14 protein-coding genes and 1 other RNA gene are annotated in these 16,648 nt (G+C 74.3%); 6 read left to right on the top strand and 9 right to left on the bottom strand.

Going from position 1 to position 16,648, the window contains the following annotated elements; genetic code table 11:
* Window positions 1-4: 4 nt before the first annotated feature.
* Entirely contained in the window at window positions 5-2,422 is a 2,418-nt protein-coding gene (locus NLX94_RS24940; RefSeq protein WP_254385272.1) for a serine/threonine-protein kinase, read from the bottom strand.
* Window positions 2,423-2,523: 101 nt separating this feature from the next.
* Between NLX94_RS24940 and NLX94_RS24935 the strand changes: the two genes are divergently transcribed.
* The 3 genes from NLX94_RS24935 to NLX94_RS24925 are packed head-to-tail and all read left to right on the top strand — an operon-like array spanning window position 2,524 to window position 5,683.
* Window positions 2,524-3,381: a Nif3-like dinuclear metal center hexameric protein gene (locus NLX94_RS24935; RefSeq protein WP_254385271.1), complete on the top strand. Its 858-nt coding sequence runs from the start codon at window positions 2,524-2,526 to the stop codon at window positions 3,379-3,381.
* Window positions 3,378-4,121, top strand: a complete 744-nt coding sequence (locus NLX94_RS24930) for a zinc ribbon domain-containing protein (RefSeq protein ID WP_254385471.1) — start codon at window positions 3,378-3,380, stop codon at window positions 4,119-4,121. Before NLX94_RS24935 ends, NLX94_RS24930 begins: the two co-directional genes overlap by 4 nt.
* Window positions 4,121-5,683, top strand: coding sequence for a bifunctional RNase H/acid phosphatase (locus tag NLX94_RS24925; RefSeq protein WP_254385270.1), 1,563 nt, complete (start codon window positions 4,121-4,123; stop codon window positions 5,681-5,683). Before NLX94_RS24930 ends, NLX94_RS24925 begins: the two co-directional genes overlap by 1 nt.
* Window positions 5,684-5,755: 72 nt before the next feature.
* Here NLX94_RS24925 and rnpB read toward each other — a convergent pair.
* An RNA gene (gene rnpB / locus NLX94_RS24920) (RNase P RNA component class A) lies at window positions 5,756-6,157 on the bottom strand.
* A gap of 77 nt (window positions 6,158-6,234) precedes the next feature.
* Here rnpB and NLX94_RS24915 point away from each other — a divergent pair.
* Window positions 6,235-6,999, top strand: coding sequence for a MerR family transcriptional regulator (locus tag NLX94_RS24915; RefSeq protein ID WP_254385269.1), 765 nt, complete (start codon window positions 6,235-6,237; stop codon window positions 6,997-6,999).
* The gene (locus tag NLX94_RS24910; RefSeq protein WP_254385268.1) at window positions 6,996-7,832 is read left to right on the top strand and encodes a hypothetical protein; all 837 of its coding nucleotides are present in this window, start codon (window positions 6,996-6,998) and stop codon (window positions 7,830-7,832) included. Before NLX94_RS24915 ends, NLX94_RS24910 begins: the two co-directional genes overlap by 4 nt.
* 104 nt (window positions 7,833-7,936) lie before the next feature.
* Here the strand turns inward: NLX94_RS24910 and NLX94_RS24905 are convergent, their stop codons facing one another.
* From NLX94_RS24905 to NLX94_RS24880, 6 genes are all read right to left on the bottom strand, one after another.
* Window positions 7,937-8,533 (bottom strand): hypothetical protein, encoded by a 597-nt coding sequence (locus NLX94_RS24905; RefSeq protein ID WP_254385267.1) that lies wholly within the window; start codon window positions 8,531-8,533, stop codon window positions 7,937-7,939.
* Window positions 8,530-9,702 carry an MAB_1171c family putative transporter gene (locus NLX94_RS24900; protein WP_254385266.1) on the bottom strand — a complete coding sequence of 391 codons (1,173 nt, stop codon included), beginning with the start codon at window positions 9,700-9,702 and terminating at the stop codon, window positions 8,530-8,532. The genes NLX94_RS24905 and NLX94_RS24900 overlap by 4 nt, the downstream gene beginning before the upstream one ends.
* A gap of 1 nt (window position 9,703) precedes the next feature.
* On the bottom strand, window positions 9,704-10,405 hold the full coding sequence (locus NLX94_RS24895; protein WP_254385265.1) for a hypothetical protein: 702 nt from the start codon (window positions 10,403-10,405) through the stop codon (window positions 9,704-9,706).
* Between the two features lie 153 nt (window positions 10,406-10,558).
* Window positions 10,559-11,080, bottom strand: coding sequence for an XRE family transcriptional regulator (locus NLX94_RS24890; RefSeq protein ID WP_254385264.1), 522 nt, complete (start codon window positions 11,078-11,080; stop codon window positions 10,559-10,561).
* A 557-nt stretch (window positions 11,081-11,637) separates the two neighbouring features.
* Window positions 11,638-12,549: an AraC family transcriptional regulator gene (locus NLX94_RS24885; protein WP_254385263.1), complete on the bottom strand. Its 912-nt coding sequence runs from the start codon at window positions 12,547-12,549 to the stop codon at window positions 11,638-11,640.
* Between the two features lie 124 nt (window positions 12,550-12,673).
* The gene (locus NLX94_RS24880) at window positions 12,674-14,116 is read right to left on the bottom strand and encodes an RNB domain-containing ribonuclease (protein WP_254385262.1); all 1,443 of its coding nucleotides are present in this window, start codon (window positions 14,114-14,116) and stop codon (window positions 12,674-12,676) included.
* A gap of 106 nt (window positions 14,117-14,222) precedes the next feature.
* Between NLX94_RS24880 and yaaA the strand changes: the two genes are divergently transcribed.
* The gene (yaaA, locus tag NLX94_RS24875) at window positions 14,223-15,023 is read left to right on the top strand and encodes a peroxide stress protein YaaA (protein ID WP_254385261.1); all 801 of its coding nucleotides are present in this window, start codon (window positions 14,223-14,225) and stop codon (window positions 15,021-15,023) included.
* Window positions 15,024-15,847: 824 nt separating this feature from the next.
* On the opposite strand, the gene NLX94_RS24870 is transcribed toward yaaA, so the two are convergent.
* Entirely contained in the window at window positions 15,848-16,597 is a 750-nt protein-coding gene (locus tag NLX94_RS24870; RefSeq protein WP_254385260.1) for a bifunctional DNA primase/polymerase, read from the bottom strand.
* Between the last annotated feature and the right edge of the window lie 51 nt (window positions 16,598-16,648).

The raw sequence follows: 16,648 nt of genomic DNA, 5'->3' as shown, positions 1-16,648 counted from the left end.
ACGGTCAGCCCGGCCGCACCGTCCACACCGGTCCGAGCCCGGGGAGGTCCGCCGACAGCGCCTCCCCCGGCTCGGGGTCGAGCCCCAGCCGCTCCCGCACCGCGCGGGCCAGGTCGTGCCGGCCGCCCAGGGCCCGGGTCACCTCCGCGAGCAGCTCCCGCCACATCGGCCGGGCCACCGCCTCCCCGTGCAGGGCGGCCACCCCGGCCGCCTGCGCGTACCGCCCCCGCAGGGTGACCGGCTCGTCCGCCCCGAACAGCTCGCCGCGCCGCGGCAGTACGGAGTTCAGCAGCGGCAGCGCCTCCGCCTGCCGGTCCCGCGCGGACAGGGCCAGCGCGAGGCGGAACCAGGCGTCCACCGTCAGCCGGTCCCCGCTCCCGAGCAGCGCCTCCAGGTCCGGAGCCAGCTCCTCCCACTGCGCGAGCTCCGCCGCCGGATCCGCTGCCGGGCCCCCCGCCGGACCGGCCGCCCGCGCGGTCAGCGCCAGCAGGTAGCGGGCCCGTAGCACCAGCTCCCCGGCCGGACCCTGGTACGCGTACAGCGCCGGCATCAGCTCCACGAGGAGCGCCCGCGCCTCCGCCGGCCGGCCCGCGGCCTCCGTGTGCTCGGCCAGCCGGAACCGCGCCAGCAGCGTCAGCGGGTGCTCCGCGCCGAGCGCCGCGGTGCAGTCGCTGATCAGCACCCGCCAGGTGGGCAGCGTCTCCTGCGCGGTTCCCGCCTCGGCGACCCAGCCGGCCATCACGATCCGGGCCGCGTACGTCTCCTCGCGCCCGTCCTCCAGCAGCCCCACCAGATTCGCCACGAGCACCCGCAGCCGGGCGGCCGCCTCCGGGTTCCCCCGCAGCCGCAGGACCGCGTCGCACAGCTCGCGCCGCGCGTCCGCGCCGAGCGCCCCCACCGTGCGCTGCTCGGAGTCGAGCCGCGGGATCAGGGACAGCCACAGCTGGACCGCGCCGATGTCGTCACCGGCCCTGGCCAGCTGGGCGACGTACTGGTACCGGGTGTGCAGGGTGAGGCTGTCGGTGTCCCCGAGCACCCGGCGCAGATCGCGTACGACGTCGGCGTACAGCCCGGCGGCCTCGCGCAGGGCCCCCGCACCCGCGAGGTACCAGGGCAGCAGGCAGCGGGCGTAGAGGGTGCGGCGGTCCTCGGGGCCGTGCAGGGCCTCCATGCGCGGCACGATCTCGCCGAGCAGCGCGGAGGCCTCCCCGAACAGTCCGTCGCGGGCGCAGGCGCAGGCCAGGTCGAAGCCGAACTCCACGGTCAGCGGGTCCCCGGGGCCGAAGAGCCGGACGGTGTCGGCGAGCACCTCGGCCAGCGCGAGGCGCGCGATCCCGGGATCGTCCTCGCCGCGCGCCACCCGGCCGCGCTCGACCAGCTCGGCGCGGATCCGGGCGCGGAAGGCCTCGCCGGGGTCGGGATCGGCGTACTCGCCCTCCAGTACCTCGTCGTCCTCCACATCGCTCTGCTCATCGTCGGCCTCCCGTACGGGCGGCAGGTCCGGCTCGGTCGGTACGTACGCCCCCGCGTCGGCGGCCGCCGGGGCAGTCGGAGCCGCGGCCGCCGAGACCGCGCGGCTCAGCGTGCGCAGCCGGTCCACCACGTCCGCGGCGTCCGCGGGCCGGTCCGCCGGGTCCTTGGCCAGCAGGTCCATGACCAGCCGGTCCACGGGCGCCGGCACCGGCCGGTACGCGCTCGGCGGCGGCGGAACCTCGTGCACCTGCTGGTACATGACCTGGAGCAGGCCCCGTTCCAGGGTGAAGGGCGGCCGTCCGGTGAGCATCGTGTAGAGCAGGCAGCCCAGGGCGTACAGGTCGGTCCGCCCGTCCACCGGCCGGCCGTCGCACTGCTCGGGCGCCATGTAGGCCGGGGTGCCGACCATGCGGGCACCGGTGAGCTTCGTGTGGTGGGTGTCGTTGTCCTCCAGGAAGCGGGCGATCCCGAAGTCGAGGAGCTTGACCAGTCCGCCGTAGGTGACCATCACGTTGCCGGGCTTGAGGTCCCGGTGGACCACCCCCGCCTCCGGCCCGTGCGCCGACTCCAGGGCCAGCGCGATCTGCTCGGCCCAGGCCAGCGCCTGCGGGAGCGTCGGCAGCCGCTGCGCGAGCTCCTCCGCGAGCGAGCGGCCCCGTACGAGCTCCATCACGATGTAGACGAGCGGTACGTCGTCCTGCTCGACGCTGTTGTAGTCGTACACGGCGACGATGTGCGGGTGCGCGAGCCGGCCGGCCGCCGTCGCCTCCCGGCCGAGCCGGGACACCAGCTCCGGGACCAGCGCGGGATCGGCCTCCTCGCGGATCAGCTTGATCGCGACCTTGCGGCGGATGCGCCGGTCGACGCCCTCCCAGACCTCGCCCATGCCGCCCACGTCCAGGCGCCGGACCAGCTCATATCGGGCGTCGAGCACTTCTCCGGCACGCATGGATCCCCCCGTTTCCCCTGCCGCCGCAGACAGTATCCGCATCGGCCCGCGGATGGGACGGGAAGACCGGGGCCGGTCGCCACGGACGGTAGCCTTGGCCTGTGCCCCGTCTCTCTGAAGTCATCGCCGCGCTGGACGCTCTGTGGCCCCCCTCGCGGGCCGAGGAGTGGGACGCCGTCGGCACCGTCTGCGGCGACCCCGACGCCGAGGTCTCCCGGGTCCTGTTCGCCGTCGACCCCGTCCAGGAGATCGTCGACGAGGCGGTGAAGCTGGGCGCCGACCTGCTCGTCACCCACCACCCCCTCTATCTGCGGGGCACCACCACCGTCTCCGCCGGCACCTTCAAGGGCCGGGCCGTGCACACGCTGATCAAGAACGACATCGCGCTGCACGTGGCCCACACCAACGCCGACACCGCCGACCCGGGCGTCTCCGACGCCCTCGCCGGCGCCCTCGACCTGCGCGTCACCGGCCCGCTGGTGCCCGACCCGAGCGACCCGTCCGGCCGCCGGGGCCTGGGCCGGCTCTGCGAGCTGGACCGCCCCGAGACGCTGCGCGAGTTCACCGCGCGCGTCGCCGCCTGGCTCCGGCCGACCGCGCAGGGCATCCGGGTCGCCGGCGACCCCGACGCGATGATCCGTACCGTCGCGGTCAGCGGCGGCTCGGGCGACAGCCTCTTCGCTCAGGTCCGGGCCGCCGGTGTCGACGCGTTCGTCACCGCCGACCTGCGCCACCATCCGGTGTCCGAGGCCCGCGAGCAGTCCCCGCTCGCCCTCGTCGACGCCGCCCACTGGGCCACCGAGTGGCCCTGGTGCGAGCAGGCCGCGGCCCAGCTCGACGCCATCTCCGAGCGCAACGGCTGGGGTCTGCGGACCCACGTCTCGCGCACGCCCACCGACCCGTGGACGGCGCACGCGCCGTCCGTGACATCCCCTTCTCACCCTGGAGCCCCCAACTGAACGCCGAGCCCGCCGACCAGATCCGACTTCTCGACGTCCAGGCCCTGGACGTCCGGCTGTCTCAGCTGACCCACAAGCGCAAGATGCTGCCCGAGCACGCCGAGGTCGACTCGCTGACCAAGGACCTCGCCCAGCAGCGCGACTTCCTCGTCGCCGCCCAGACGCAGGCCACCGACGCCGCCCGCGAGCAGACCAAGGCCGAGCAGGACGTGGACCAGGTGCGCCAGCGCGCCGCCCGCGACCAGGCCCGCCTGGACACCGGCGTCGGCATCTCCGCCCGCGACCTGGCCAACCTGCAGAGCGAGGTCGTCTCCCTCGCCAAGCGCCAGGGTGACCTGGAGGACGTGGTCCTGGAGGTCATGGAGCGCCTGGAGGGTGCGCAGGAGCGCGTCACCGAGCTCACCGAGCGGGTGGCCTCCCTGGAGGCCAAGCTCGTCGACGCCACCGCGCGCCGCGACGCCGCCACCGGTGAGATCGACGCCGAGGTCGCGGGCATCGCCAAGGACCGCGAGGTCATCGTCGGCACGATGCCGGAGGCGCTGATCGCCCTGTACGAGAAGATCCGCGTGAAGCAGGGCGGCGTCGGCGCCGCCCGCCTGTCGCAGCGCCGCTGCGAGGGCTGCCGCCTGGAGCTCGACCTCGCCGAGGTCAACGAGATCAAGGCCGCCGCCCCGGGCCAGGTCGTCCGGCACGAGAGCTGCGGCCGCATCCTGGTCCGCATGGCCGACTCGGGCATCTGATGCCGAAGTTCGTTGTGGAAGCCGACGGCGGCTCCCGGGGCAACCCGGGGCCCGCCGGCTACGGCTCCGTCGTCCTCGACCCGGTGACGGGCGAGACGCTGGCCGAGCGCGCGGAGTACATCGGCGTCGCGACGAACAACGTGGCCGAGTACAAGGGCCTCATCGCCGGGCTGAAGGCCGCCCGCGAGCTGGACCCGGCGGCGGTGGTCCTCGTCCGCATGGACTCCAAGCTCGTCGTCGAGCAGATGTCGGGCCGCTGGAAGATCAAGCACCCGGACATGAAGCCGCTCGCGGCGGAGGCGGCGAAGGTCATGCCGCGCGCGCAGGTGACGTATGAGTGGATCCCGCGCGAGAAGAACAAGCACGCGGACCGGCTCGCGAACGAGGCGATGGACGCGGGCAAGCGGGGCGAGCAGTGGGAGCCGGCCGACTCCAGGGCCGCCCTGGACGCCTCGGCCGCCCGCACCCTGTCGGCCCCGCAGGGCCCTCCGGGCGACGCGGCGAAGGGGGCGGCGGCCGTCCGCGCCGCGATGGCCTCCGGCGGTGGTACGAGTCCCCGCGCGGCCGCCGCTGCGAACGCCCGGGCGGGCTCCGCACAGCCGGACACGGACACCCTGTTCGGGGACCTGGAGTCCCTTGCGGCCCCGGCCGCCACGGCGGGCCTGGCAGGCAAGGCGGCCCCGGCCGACAAGGCGGGTCTGGCGGGCCCGGTGGGCAAGGCCGGCCCGGTGGGCCTGGCGGCCCCCGCCGACCCGACGGGCCGGGCTGCCTCGGTGGCCCCGGCCGCCTTGGTTGAGCAGGCGGTCCCGGCCGATCCGGCGGCCCCGGCTGCCGGGCCCGGCGGCGATGGGCCGGGCAACGCTCCCGCCACCGGCGCAGCTTCCGGTCCCGGTGCGGCTCCCGCGGCAGCGACAGGGCAGGGCTGGGGGCCCGACATGGGGCCGCCCGCCACCTTCGTGCTGCTGCGCCACGGGGAGACCGCGCTCACCCCGCAGAAGCGGTTCTCCGGCAGCGGCGGCAGCGACCCGGAGCTCTCGGAGGCGGGCCGCCGCCAGGCCGCCGCCGTCGCGGAGGCGCTGGCCGCGCGCGGCACCATCGAGACGGTGATCAGCTCCCCGCTGCGCCGCTGCCGGGAGACCGCGCAGGCCGTCGCCGACCGGCTCGGGCTCACCGTCACCGTCGAAGAGGGGCTGCGCGAGGTCGACTTCGGCGCATGGGAGGGGCTGACCTTCGCGGAGGCGCGCGAGCGCCACCCGGAGGACCTCCAGGCGTGGCTGGATTCCCCGAAGGCCGCCCCCACGGGCGGCGGCGAGAGCTTCGCCTCGGCCACCCGCCGCATCTCGGCGACCCGGGACCGGCTGCTCGCCGCGCACGCGGGCCGCACGGTGCTCCTCGTCTCGCACGTGACCCCGGTCAAGATCCTGGTCCGGCTGGCGCTGGGCGCCCCGCCGGAGGCCCTGTTCCGCATGGAGCTGTCGGCGGCCTCCCTGTCGGCGGTCGCCTACTACGCCGACGGCAACGCCTCGGTCCGCCTCCTGAACGACACGTCGCACCTGCGCTGAGCGACGTACCCGGCGCCGGGTACGGCGAAGCCCCCGCCCCGAACGAACGGGTGAGCGGGGGCTGTTCGCCGACAGACGAGCCGGCCTGTACGCCGGGTTCTGTCACCCGGTGACCTCGCGGTCGCCGGGGAGACGGCCATCCATCTAGGACCGGCGTTGCCGCCGGCCTCGTGCGGTCTACCCGCGAACTCGGGCGGGCAGCCCTCGAACGTTCGCGCAGGGCCGTCCGGAGACGACCCCTCTTGACCTTGCTCCGGGTGGGGTTTACCTAGCCGCCTGAGTCGCCTCAGGCGCTGGTGGTCTCTTACACCACCGTTTCACCCTTACCCGGGACCGAAGCCCCGGGCGGTCTGTTTTCTGTGGCACTGTCCCGCGGGTCACCCCGGGTGGCCGTTAGCCACCACCCTGCCCTGTGGAGCCCGGACGTTCCTCGGCGGGATCCGGGGATCCCGACGCGGCCGCCCGGCCGACTCGTCTGTCGTGCCGCCCATCGTACCGGCTGCGTCATCGCCGCTTGACCTTGACGCAGCGGCAGGGTTTCTACTGGGGCCATGCGGATCGGAGAGATCGCCGCGCTCGTCGGGCTCACCACCCGGGCGATCCGGCACTACCACCACGTCGGCCTGCTCCCCGAGCCGGACCGGCGCCCCAACGGCTACCGCGCCTACAGCGTGCGCGACGCCGTCCGGCTGGCCCGGGTGCGCCGGCTGACCGAGCTGGGGCTGAGCCTCGACGAGGTGCGCGACGTGCTCGCGGACGACGCGGGGCGCGAGCTGGCCGAGGTACTGGCCGAGCTCGACGCCGACCTCGCCCGCCAGCAGGCCGAACTGGCCGAGCGCAGACGGCGCCTCGCCGTCCTGCTCGCCGCCCCGCCCGGAGAGGCCGAGCCGGTCTCGCCCGCACTCGCGGAGCTGCTCGCCAGGGCGCCCGCGACGGCCTCGCCGTCCGCCGCGCTCGACCGCGAGCACCTGAGCCTGCTGGACGCCTCGGGGGCCGTGGGGGAGGAGCTCTACGCCCTGCTCGGCGCGGTCGCCGCCGATCCGTCCGTACTCGCGCTGTACGAGCGGCTCGACGAGCTCGCCGACGCGGCGCCGGACGATCCCCGGATCGGGCCGCTCGCCGCCGAACTGGTGGCCGCCGTACCGGCCGAGGCCTTCGCGGCGGTCACGGCGGGGGACGGCGGGCAGCGGCCGGTGCCGGGCTTCCTGGAGGCCCTGCTCGCCGAGTACGCCCCGGCGCAGGCGGAGGTCGTCCGCCGGGTGATGGAGGCCTTCACGGACACGTGGGCCGCGCAGACGAGGAGGGGCCGGGAATGAGCGCGATACGCGCGGCACGGATCGGGGTGGCCGCCGTGCTCCCCGTGGAGCTGGCGCTGGTGGTGTGCGTGGCCGCCGGAGTGCGCCCGCCCGGCTGGGCCCTCGCCGTCGCCGAGGTGGCGGTGCTGGGGGTGCTCCTCCTGGAGGCCCGCGTCCTGTACTCCCTGTACGCGGCCGCCCGCGCCCGCGGCGCCGACCCCGCCGCGGCCCGCCGCGAGGCCGTACGGGCCGTGGTGCCCGTGCCCGTACGCCGCCTCGTGCTGCACGAGCTGCGCGCGTGCGGCGCCTTGGTCCGGTGGGCGCTGCGGAGGCCGCCGCACGGGGTGGGGCCCGCAGACCACGCGGCCCCGTACACCGGACCGCAGACGGCCATGATGTACGGGATGGTCTTCGTGTCGCTGATCGAGACGGTGGCGCTGGCCCTCCTGATCCCCTGGCCGGCCGTCCACCGCGTGGTGCTCGTCCTCGACGTCTACGGGGTGGCCCTGGTGCTCGCGCTGCACGCCGCCTGCGTCACCCGGCCGCACGTGGTGAGCCCCGACGGGACCCTGCGCATCCGCTACGGAGCCCTCTTCGACCTGACCGTCCCGCCGGACGCGGTGGCCTCGGTCCGGGTGGACCGGCGCTACCCCGAGGGCCGGCTCGTCACCCTCTCCGGGGACGGGGTGCTCGACCTGATCGTCGGCAGCCAGACCACGGTCACCGTGGAACTGAACCGCCCGCTCGCCTTCCGCCGCCCGCTCGGCGCCCGCGCGGAAGCCCGCGTCATCCGCTTCCACGCGGACGAGCCCCGCGCACTCGTCGACGCACTGCGGCTGCCCGCACCCCCGTGACGGGCTGCCGCAGTGCCGACGGTGTGCGCCGAGCGTGACAAGCCGGTGCGCGCCTGTCTTGTCGAAAACGGCACGCCCGCCAAAGGTGATCCGGAAGAGACGACCTAGCGGACCAGGGCGAAGGTGGTGGCCGCGACGGCCGCGCCCACCACGGTGCCCGCGAGGACCTGGGCCGGGGTGTGGTCCTTCAGTTCGACCCGGGACCAGCCGACGACGGCGACCAGCGGGTAGGCGAGCAGCAGCCAGGGCCCGTAGGTCATGGCGAGCATGGCGACGCTCCCGGAGGAGACGGCCGCGTGCACGCTGATCTTCCAGGCGGGGGTCACGGCGAGCAGGGCCGCGAGGGTGGTCAGCATGGCCGTGATCAGCGCGATCATCGTGCGGGGGGAGCCGAGGAAGGCCATCAGCGCGATGCCGGTGGTGACCGAGCCGATGATGAACACCATCACGATGATGCGCTGCTGGCGCGGGCCGACGTGCCGGTCGGCCCAGCGGCCGCGCCGTATGCCGTAGTTGATGAACGCCAGCGGGATGACGGCGGCGAACAGGCAGCCCAGGAGCCCCCAGCCGATCCCGGAGAGGCCGGCGGTGTGCCAGCCGATCAGGAGGGTGTCGGCGATGATCCAGGTCTTGGGATCGAGCCCGTCGGTGATCAGGCGGGCGGATCGGGACTCGGTGGGCTGGATGAGCGTGGCGGTCACGCCGTGGCCTCCTGGCTGGTCGCGGTGAGGAATGCGTCCGCCACGGGGGAGTGGTAGATGCGGGCGAGCTGGATGAGTCGCTGTACTTCGGTGGTGAAGTCGAGGTCGTCGATGCCGGCGCCGGCCGCCGGCTCCTGGGCGCCGCGGACCGGCAGCACCCCGCGGGCCTTGCCCTCGCGGGCCGCCCGCATCCGCAGCGCCTCGGCCGCCGGGCTGGTCGCCGGGTCGAACCCCGCCGCCAGGGCGGCGCGCCGGGCGCGCTCGCGCACCTCCTGGTCGGTGTACGCGTCCAGGGTCAGGGCGGCGTCGCGGATCTCGATCACCCGCCGGTACAGCCGCAGGCGCGGGCTGCGCAGGAGTCCGGTCTTCAGGACGATGTCGGGGGTGACCGCGGTCAGGTCCTGCCAGAGCGGCTGGAGCTGGCGGTGGTGGCGGCCGTCCTGGACGGTGCGCCAGGCCACGCCGAAGGCGGGGATGCTGCTCCCGATCAGGATGAAGCCGATCGCCAGGTACTTCAGGGCGTCGGTGACGTTGTCGACGGCGATGTCGCTGGAGTCGTCGGTGAGGCCCGCGAGGCGGCTCGCGACGTACCCGGCCCGCGTCAGGGTGTAGAGCACGCCGACGGCGGTTCCGATGCCCATGAGGCGGACCCCGGTCCGCAGCCACAGGGCGCTGGCGTGCCGGGCGCTGCCCCAGAAGAGCCAGGTGGCGGTGGCCATGGAGATGCCGAGGTAGACGATGAAGAGGAGGTAGTAGAGGCCGGCCCAGCCGTTGCCGGCGGTCTCCTCGAAGAAGTCGGTCATCTCCCGGGGCCGGGGCACGAAGAAGGCGAAGAGCACCGCCATGGCCGTCATCGCGGTGAGGGCGGCGTAGTGGCGGGTGCGCAGCCGTCGGCCGGTCTCCGGGCGGGCGATGGCGACGACGAAGTCGACGACCGCGCCGGCCGCGATCATGCCCAGCCAGTGCTTGACGAGGGTGGAGAGGTTGTTGACCCCCGCCCACTCGTCCAGGGTGCGCATCACGCCGGGGAGGCGGAGCGTCATGGAGACGGTCAGGGCGGCGAACGCCGCCCACAGGGCCCGCTGTTTGACCGATCGGATGGCCGAGGGGGCGCGCCAGACCGTCACCGTCCAGAGCATGGCCAGGATGGCGATTTCGAGCTGTTTCACTTCACGACCACGTGTTTCGAACGGGGTGCCCGAGGGCGTCATGGAGGCGTACGAGACGGTCCTCGGCCTCACTGTCACTGGAGGTCGACTGGGTCGTGCGGTACCGGCCGGCCCGCTCGTGGATGAGCGTGGCCAGGGTCTCCGCCTGCCGCTCCTGGGGGCTGGCGAACTTGCTGCGCCCCATGAGGTGCGCCAGGCGGTCGATGTCGAGGCCGAGTTCCTCGTCGATCGATTCGGTCCTCCGGGCCACGTTCCTGATCCGGGCCGCCTCGGTGCGGATGATCTCGGCGACGGGCAGCTCGGGGCGGTCGATCCCGGAGACGGCCGTGTGCGTACGCGTCAGCAGGCGCTGGAAGTGCTCGGAGGCCCGGGCCATCTCCTGGTCGGAGGGCTGGTCGGGGATGTCGAGTTCGGGAGCGACGTGGCCGAGCAGCATGTGCGAGATCTCGTGGAGGACGATCTGCACCTTGAGGATCTCGGCCGCGACGGCGTCGTAGAAGACGAGGTCGGCGACGTCCAGCCCGAGCCAGATCCCGCAGGGCAGGGCCGGGTCGGGGGGTCCGTCGAGGGGCAGCAGGATCAGCGGGCGGCCGCGCTGCGCGGCGATCCCCTCGCAGAAGGCTTCCAGGTCGAACGGCCGGGGTATGACGAGCCGGTCCGCGACGGCGGCGCACTCCGCGTCGGCGCGCTTCCACCAGCGCATGGTCGCCCTCCCCGCCCCGTCCTCGCCCTGTCCGCACATCCGATCGGGTTTGAGGGTAACCGGAAGCGGGGCAGGGGCCGACTGAGGGCGGATCGGTGGCCGGAATACGGCGGCCGGAGTGCGGCGCGTGGCTGATTCGCGCCTCGGGACTCCTCAGGACTCCTTGCCGCGACGGCGGCGCGGCTTCACATCCGGAAGCCCTTCGGCCTTCCGGAGCTGCTTGATCAGGCCGGTGACGGAGCGCATGGACCCGGCGGACAGCCCGCTCAGGCGGAAGGCCGCCGCCTTGACCTGCTCGTCCTCCAGGACCTGGGCGAACTCGTCGGCCGCCGCGGCCTTGCCCATCTCCTCGCGCAGCCGCGCGATCCGCTCCTCGATCCGCTGCTCGATCGCCTGGGCGTTCTCGCCGTCGGCCAGGTACCCGACGGTGACGCCGAAGAAGTTGGCGATCGCGCGGATCGAGTCGATGCCCGGGTTCGGGTTGTTGTTCAGGCGGATGGTCTGGACCGTGCCGTGCGAGACGGAGGGGCCGGCCAGCTTCTTGGTGCCTTCGGCGATCTCCTGGTACGTGTACGGACCACGGCCGGCCGGGTGGATCGTCTCGATCAAGAAGCCGAGGCGGTCACCCATGGTGTCCCGCCGGCCGGTGGGGGTCTCCTCACCCATCACCGTCATCGCTCCCGTCTGCTGCTGGATCTCATAGTCCAGTACTAAATCATCACCAGCATTATCTACCTGCCTAGATGGCTTTCGCCACACAGTGCAACGAACTGCGTCTACCCAGCTAGCGGACCCGGTGGATTGTGACCCACGCCATATTGCCCCCGGGGCGCCCCGCCGGACCTTGACAGGGCATGCGTGCGGCGGCGTATCTTCGTCGAACCGTCTAGCGCACTAGACGGCTCGGCGCTCGACCGCCTGACGCACAGCGTCTAGCGGACTGAGTCGCGGAGCCGGTGGGCGAAGGCGGCAAGGGGGAGGGGTCGCGATGCCGTCACGGCGTCGGGCCCCAGATGCAGGACCAGGGGGTCGGAGCGCCCGTTCGTGGGCTGGGGTACGGGGGTCCTCAGCCCATGGCGGGCGAGCCGCCCGCCGACGGGAGCCGACGCCCGTCGGTGCCCGTCGGCGGGGTCCGGCGGAAATCCAACGGGGGAGCCGCCGCCGGGCGGCACGGTCCGACCGCGACCCGGGGCGCGATCCGAGGCGCGCCCCGGGGTGCGCTGCCGGGCGGTTCAGCCGGCCAGCATCACGCTGCTGACCCGGCCCGGCATCCGGTCCAGTGCCGAACCGGGCGCCAGCCCGCCCCGCAGAGTGACGAACCGGGACGGCTGCAGCCCCGTCATCGACTTCACCTCACGGCTCAGGTGCGCCTGGTCGTGGTAGCCGCACACCGCCGCCACCTGTGCGGCCGCCGTGCCCGCCGCCAGCATCCGCAGCGCGTGCTGCAGCCGGAACACCCGGGCCATGGCCTTGGGGGACAGGCCCACCTGCTCGCGGAACCGCGCCCGTACGGTACGGGCGCTCCACCCCGTCGCGGCGCTCACCCCGGCCAGCGAGCGGGTGTTGGCCCAGAGCCCGGCCAGGGCCCCGTCGACCTCGGGCGCGCCGGAGGGGCCGCGGTCGAGGCGGGCGCAGAACAGCGCGTCGAGCAGGGCGAAGCGCTCCGTCCAGGAGGGCAGCGCCCGGAGCCGTTCGGTGAGGTGGCGGCCCTGGTCTCCGAGCACCTCCACCAGGTCGACGTGGGCGTCCTCGAAGTGCCACATCGGGACGCCGAACAGCCGGTAGCAGCCCTGCGGGGTCATGTTCACCTCCAGCCCGTGCACGACCCCCGCGTGCACCCCGATCGCCGGCACCGTGCGCGGGCCGCTGATCATGGCCCGCGACGCGGGCCGCAGCAGGGCCGAGGCGAGGTCCTCCGTACGGGAGACCCACAGGCCCTCGGAGAAGCTGAACACCAGCGTCGCGCAGCCGGTGGGCAGTTCCAGACGGTGTCTCGGGGCGGTGAACTCGGTATGGAAACCCGTGTAGTTGATGATGAGCGGGCGCAGGGCGGCGGCCGGCCGGCGGCGGCGCGCCGATCGGCCGCCCGTGCCGCCGGCGGCCGCGGGCGGCACGTGTGCGACGAAGGCGTCGACCGAGCCCATGTCCGCTCCCTCCCAGCGCTGTTGCGCGGCCGGGGGTGCCACGCGGTCGGCCGATGATGGCAGGTCACGGGGGCGATGTCAGGATGCGTGCACGACAGAGATCATCACCGTGAGGGCCGGCGCGCTACGCCGGAGCGAACAGCACCTTCGCCCGCCCCGGGTCCGCCTCCGTCAGCCGGACCCTGATCCGGTCGCCGAGCGGGAGCTCCGCCGACGCGGACTCCACGCGGCCGATCACCGCCGGCTCCTCCAGGTGGACCGTGCCGACCAGCGGCTCCCGGTCCTTGACGTCGATGACCGTCGCCTCGAAGGTCTCCCCGACGCGGTCCTTCAGCAGCGCCGCCTCCACCAGGTCCACCGACTCCCGCTCCGCCGAGTTCGCCAGCCGGGTCCCGTCCGACATCTCCTTCGGCAGGGCGTCGAGCGCCTCCAGGACCCACCCGGGGGGCTCGGCCCCGGCCACGGCCGCCACGCACAGCTCACCGGTGTACCGGTCGACGAGCCGGCGCAGCGGCGCGGTGCAGTGGGCGTACGGGGCCGCCACCGCGGCGTGCAGGACCGGGTCCGGAGTCCGCCCACCGGTGAAGACCGTGTAGCCGGCGCCGCGCAGCAGGGCCGTGCACTCCTGGAGGAAGGCGGCGTGGGCGGGCCGGTGCGGATCGAGCCCGCGCACGAGCTCCGCGTACGGGACGTGGTGCGGCCACTCGATCCGCAGGGCCTTCGCCGCCCGGCGCAGCCGCCCCACCGCCCCGTCGGGGGCCGTCGGCAGGGTGCGTAGGATCCCGGTCCCGGCGGCGAGCATCAGCTCGGCGGCGGCCATGCCGGTCATCAGGGAGACCTGCGCGTTCCAGCCGTCGGCCGGGAGCGGAGCCCGGTAGGCCAGGCTGTACGAGCCCCCGTGCTCGACGATCTCCTGCTCGGGCACGTTCAGCGAGATCCCCCCGCGCTCCGCCTCCAGGGCCTCGCGCAGCCGCCCGATCTCCTTCAGCAGGGCGAGCGGCTCCTCGGCGGTGCCGCCGTCGATGGCCTTCTGCACACCCTCGTAGTCGAGTTTGGCCCGGCTGCGCACGAGCGCGCGGCGGACCCCGGTGCTCTCCACCCGGCCCTCGGCGTCCAGGTCGAGCTGCCACAGCAGGGCCGGACAGGTCTGGTCGGGGAGCAGGCTGGCGGCGCCCTCCGAGAGCACGGCCGGGTGCAGGGGGACCCGCTCGTCGGGGAAGTAGAGGGTGGTGACCCGGCGGTGGGCCTCGGCATCGAGGGCGCCGCCGGGGGTGACGTAGGCGGCGACGTCGGCGATGGCGTAGTGGACCCGGTACCCGCCGGAGGCGCGCTTCGCCAGGTGCATGGCCTGGTCCAGATCGCGGGAGGTCGGCGGGTCGATCGTGAAGAAGGGGATGTCGGTGGCGTCGAGGTCCGGCAGGAGCGGATCACGCACTGCCCGCTCGGCCTCGGCGAGCACGGGCGCCGGGAACTCCTCCGGCACCTCCAGCTTCGTCCGCAGTTCACGCAGCGCGGCCCGCAGAGCAGCCCCGTCTGCGCCGGTCATGATCATATGACGGCGTGGCATGAGCCGAGCCTATGGCCGGTGGGCCCGGGCGGCACGGCGAGCCGTCTACCCTGGTCGGGGGCCGCACCCCCGCCGCTGTGCCGTGCCTGTCGATCGGAGAACCACCGTGCTCGTGCTGCTGCCGCCGTCCGAAGGAAAGGCCGCCGGCGGCTCCGGCGCACCGCTGAAGCCGGAGACGCTCTCGCTGCCGGGGCTGGCCGCGGCCCGCGCGGCGGTGCTGGCGGAGCTCGTCGAGCTGTGCGTGGGCGACGAGCTCAAGGCCCGCGAGGTGCTCGGCCTCAGCGAGGGGCTGCGCGGCGAGGTCGCCAAGAACGCGGAACTGCCGACGGCGGCCGCCCGCCCGGCGGGGGAGATCTACACGGGCGTGCTCTACGACGCGCTGGGCCTCTCGACCCTGACCCCGGAGGCGGCTGCCCTGGCAACCGAGTCCCTGCTGGTCTTCTCCGGCCTGTGGGGAGCGGTCGGGATCGCGGACCGCATCCCCTCCTACCGCTGCTCGATGGGCGTGAAGCTGCCCGGGCTGGGTGCGCTCGGCGCGTTCTGGCGCGAACCGATGGCCTCGGTGATGCCGGAGGCTGCGGGGCAGGGCCTGGTCCTGGACCTGCGGTCCTCGGCGTACGCCTCCGCGTGGAAGCCCAAGGGGGAGGTGGCGGGCCGCACGGCGACGGTCCGGGTCCTCCATTCCCAGCTGGTCGACGGAGTCGAGAAGCGGTCGGTGGTGAGCCACTTCAACAAGGCCACCAAGGGCCGCCTGGTCCGTGACCTCCTGTCTGCAGGCGCGGTCCCGGCGAACCCGGCGGAGCTGGTGACGGCCCTCCGCGACCTGGGCTTCACGGTGGAGGCCGAGCCCCCCACGAAGCCGGCCAAGCCCTGGTCCCTCGACGTGGTCGTCACCCAGATCCACTGACCCGACCCTGGACACGGCCCGAGCCCGGCCACCCGTGCGGACACCGCTGCGCTAGCCGTTCCGGGCACTGCCCGGACCCGCTCCTCAAGCGCCGGAGGGGCTGGATTTGGGCTGGCCTCGGCCTGCGCGTGAACGTCGGTGGGGCTGGATTCGGCTGGCCGTGGCCTGCACGTGAAGGTCGGAGGGGCTGGGAAATCCAGCCGTCCGGCGTTTGAGGACCGGGGTCTGGGGCGGAGCCCCAGGGGTCCGGGCGGAGCCCGGGGCCCCTCTCAGCCTCGCCGGCGTTTGAGGTGCGGGGTCCGGGCGGAGCCCGGTACGGCCTGTGCGGCGTTGCGGACCGGGGTCCGGGCGGAGCCCGGAACGGCCGGCGCAGCCTGTGCGGCGTTGCGGACCGGGTCCGGGCGGAGCCCGGGGAACGGTGGAAGGGCGGGTAGGGGACTTCGCCCCGCAGGGCCGAGCCACTTGGAGCCGGGGCCCGTGCCGCGCGGCACGGGAGGTCCGGGGCGTCCGCCCCGCGGAGACCGGCCGCCCAGGGCGCCGGCCCAAGCTCGCGGCGGCGCCGGGTCACCGGGCCCGGGTCACAGGGCCGGTCCCTCGCCTTCGGCGCGGCGGCTTGCCAGCCGGGCCAACCCTTCGGCGGCGCTGGGCCAGCGCTGGCCGGTTCTATGCCGACGGCAGCCGGTCAGCGTGGGCCGGTGCCGTCCCGGGCGGCAGCCGGTGAGTGCGGGCCGGTGCCGTCCCCGGCGGCAGCCGGTGGGTGCGGGCCCGTTCCATCCCCGGCGGCAGCCGGTCAGGGGGGCCGGTTCCGGTCCGGCGGTAGCCGGCTAGCGGCCCAGGGGCCAGGCGACCGTGGCAGGGGTGTGGTCCGCGGCGCCCGCGTAGGTGGCGCATGCGTCCGTGAGGGTTTCCAGCAGGGTGAGGGGGTCGACCAGCGGGTGCTCCATGCCGCGGAGCCAGCTCACCGAGAGGTCACCCGGCAGCGCGGCCGGCGGCACCAGGACGTAGCTGCCCCGGCAGTGCCAGCGCAGCCCCGGGTGCTCGTCCATCGTCTCGGGGTGGCAGTCCAGTTCGCAGGGCCACCACTCGTCCTCGTCCTCGGGGGTGCCCCGGGTCGCGGTGAAGAAGAGCATCCGGGCCTGGTCGCCCGTACCGCCGGACTCCGCGACCGGGCCGACCTCGATGCCGGCGGCCAGCAGGCGTTCCAGCGCGCTGTGGCCGGCTTCCAGGGGGACGTCCAGTACGTCGTGGACCATGCCCGTCGCGGTGATGAAGTTGGCCGCGGGCTGGTTGCGGGCCCAGCGCTCGATCTGCGCGCGGTCCGTCGTGGACTGCGTCTGCCAGGCGAAGGAGAGGGGGTGCCGTGCGGGCGTCGGACAGCCGATCCGGTCGCACGAACAGCGGTAGCCGGCCGGATGCGCGGCGGGCGAGATGGGCAGGCCCGCGGCGGCCACGGCCAGCAGCAGGGCTTCGCGTTCTCGTGCGGGGTCCTGGCCGTCGGGTTTCGGCTTGCGGCGCAGCCACTGGGAAATCCTGCTCTGCTCGCCGCGTTTGACGCGGCCCGACTCAGACCCCATCTATCCCCTCACCTACACCGTTGCCCCGGCAGACCCTCACATGTTCCCACC

The organism is Streptomyces sp. TBY4 (genome assembly GCF_024213195.1).
In the GTDB taxonomy this organism is placed as follows: domain Bacteria; phylum Actinomycetota; class Actinomycetes; order Streptomycetales; family Streptomycetaceae; genus Streptomyces.
The sequence above is the reverse complement of the archived record's forward strand: the minus strand, read 5'-3'. Positions and strand labels throughout refer to the sequence as shown.

Bases quoted from the DNA above. Each gene is read 5' to 3' on its own strand.
- NLX94_RS24940 (WP_254385272.1), bottom strand. From the start codon at position 2,422: ATGCGTGCCGGAGAAGTGCTCGACGCCCGATATGAGCTGGTCCGGCGC.
- NLX94_RS24925 (WP_254385270.1), top strand. From the start codon at position 4,121: ATGCCGAAGTTCGTTGTGGAAGCCGACGGCGGCTCCCGGGGCAACCCG.
- NLX94_RS24915 (WP_254385269.1), top strand. From the start codon at position 6,235: ATGCGGATCGGAGAGATCGCCGCGCTCGTCGGGCTCACCACCCGGGCG.
- NLX94_RS24910 (WP_254385268.1), top strand. From the start codon at position 6,996: ATGAGCGCGATACGCGCGGCACGGATCGGGGTGGCCGCCGTGCTCCCC.
- NLX94_RS24895 (WP_254385265.1), bottom strand. From the start codon at position 10,405: ATGCGCTGGTGGAAGCGCGCCGACGCGGAGTGCGCCGCCGTCGCGGAC.
- NLX94_RS24890 (WP_254385264.1), bottom strand. From the start codon at position 11,080: ATGACGGTGATGGGTGAGGAGACCCCCACCGGCCGGCGGGACACCATG.
- NLX94_RS24885 (WP_254385263.1), bottom strand. From the start codon at position 12,549: ATGGGCTCGGTCGACGCCTTCGTCGCACACGTGCCGCCCGCGGCCGCC.
- NLX94_RS24880 (WP_254385262.1), bottom strand. From the start codon at position 14,116: ATGCCACGCCGTCATATGATCATGACCGGCGCAGACGGGGCTGCTCTG.
- NLX94_RS24870 (WP_254385260.1), bottom strand. From the start codon at position 16,597: ATGGGGTCTGAGTCGGGCCGCGTCAAACGCGGCGAGCAGAGCAGGATT.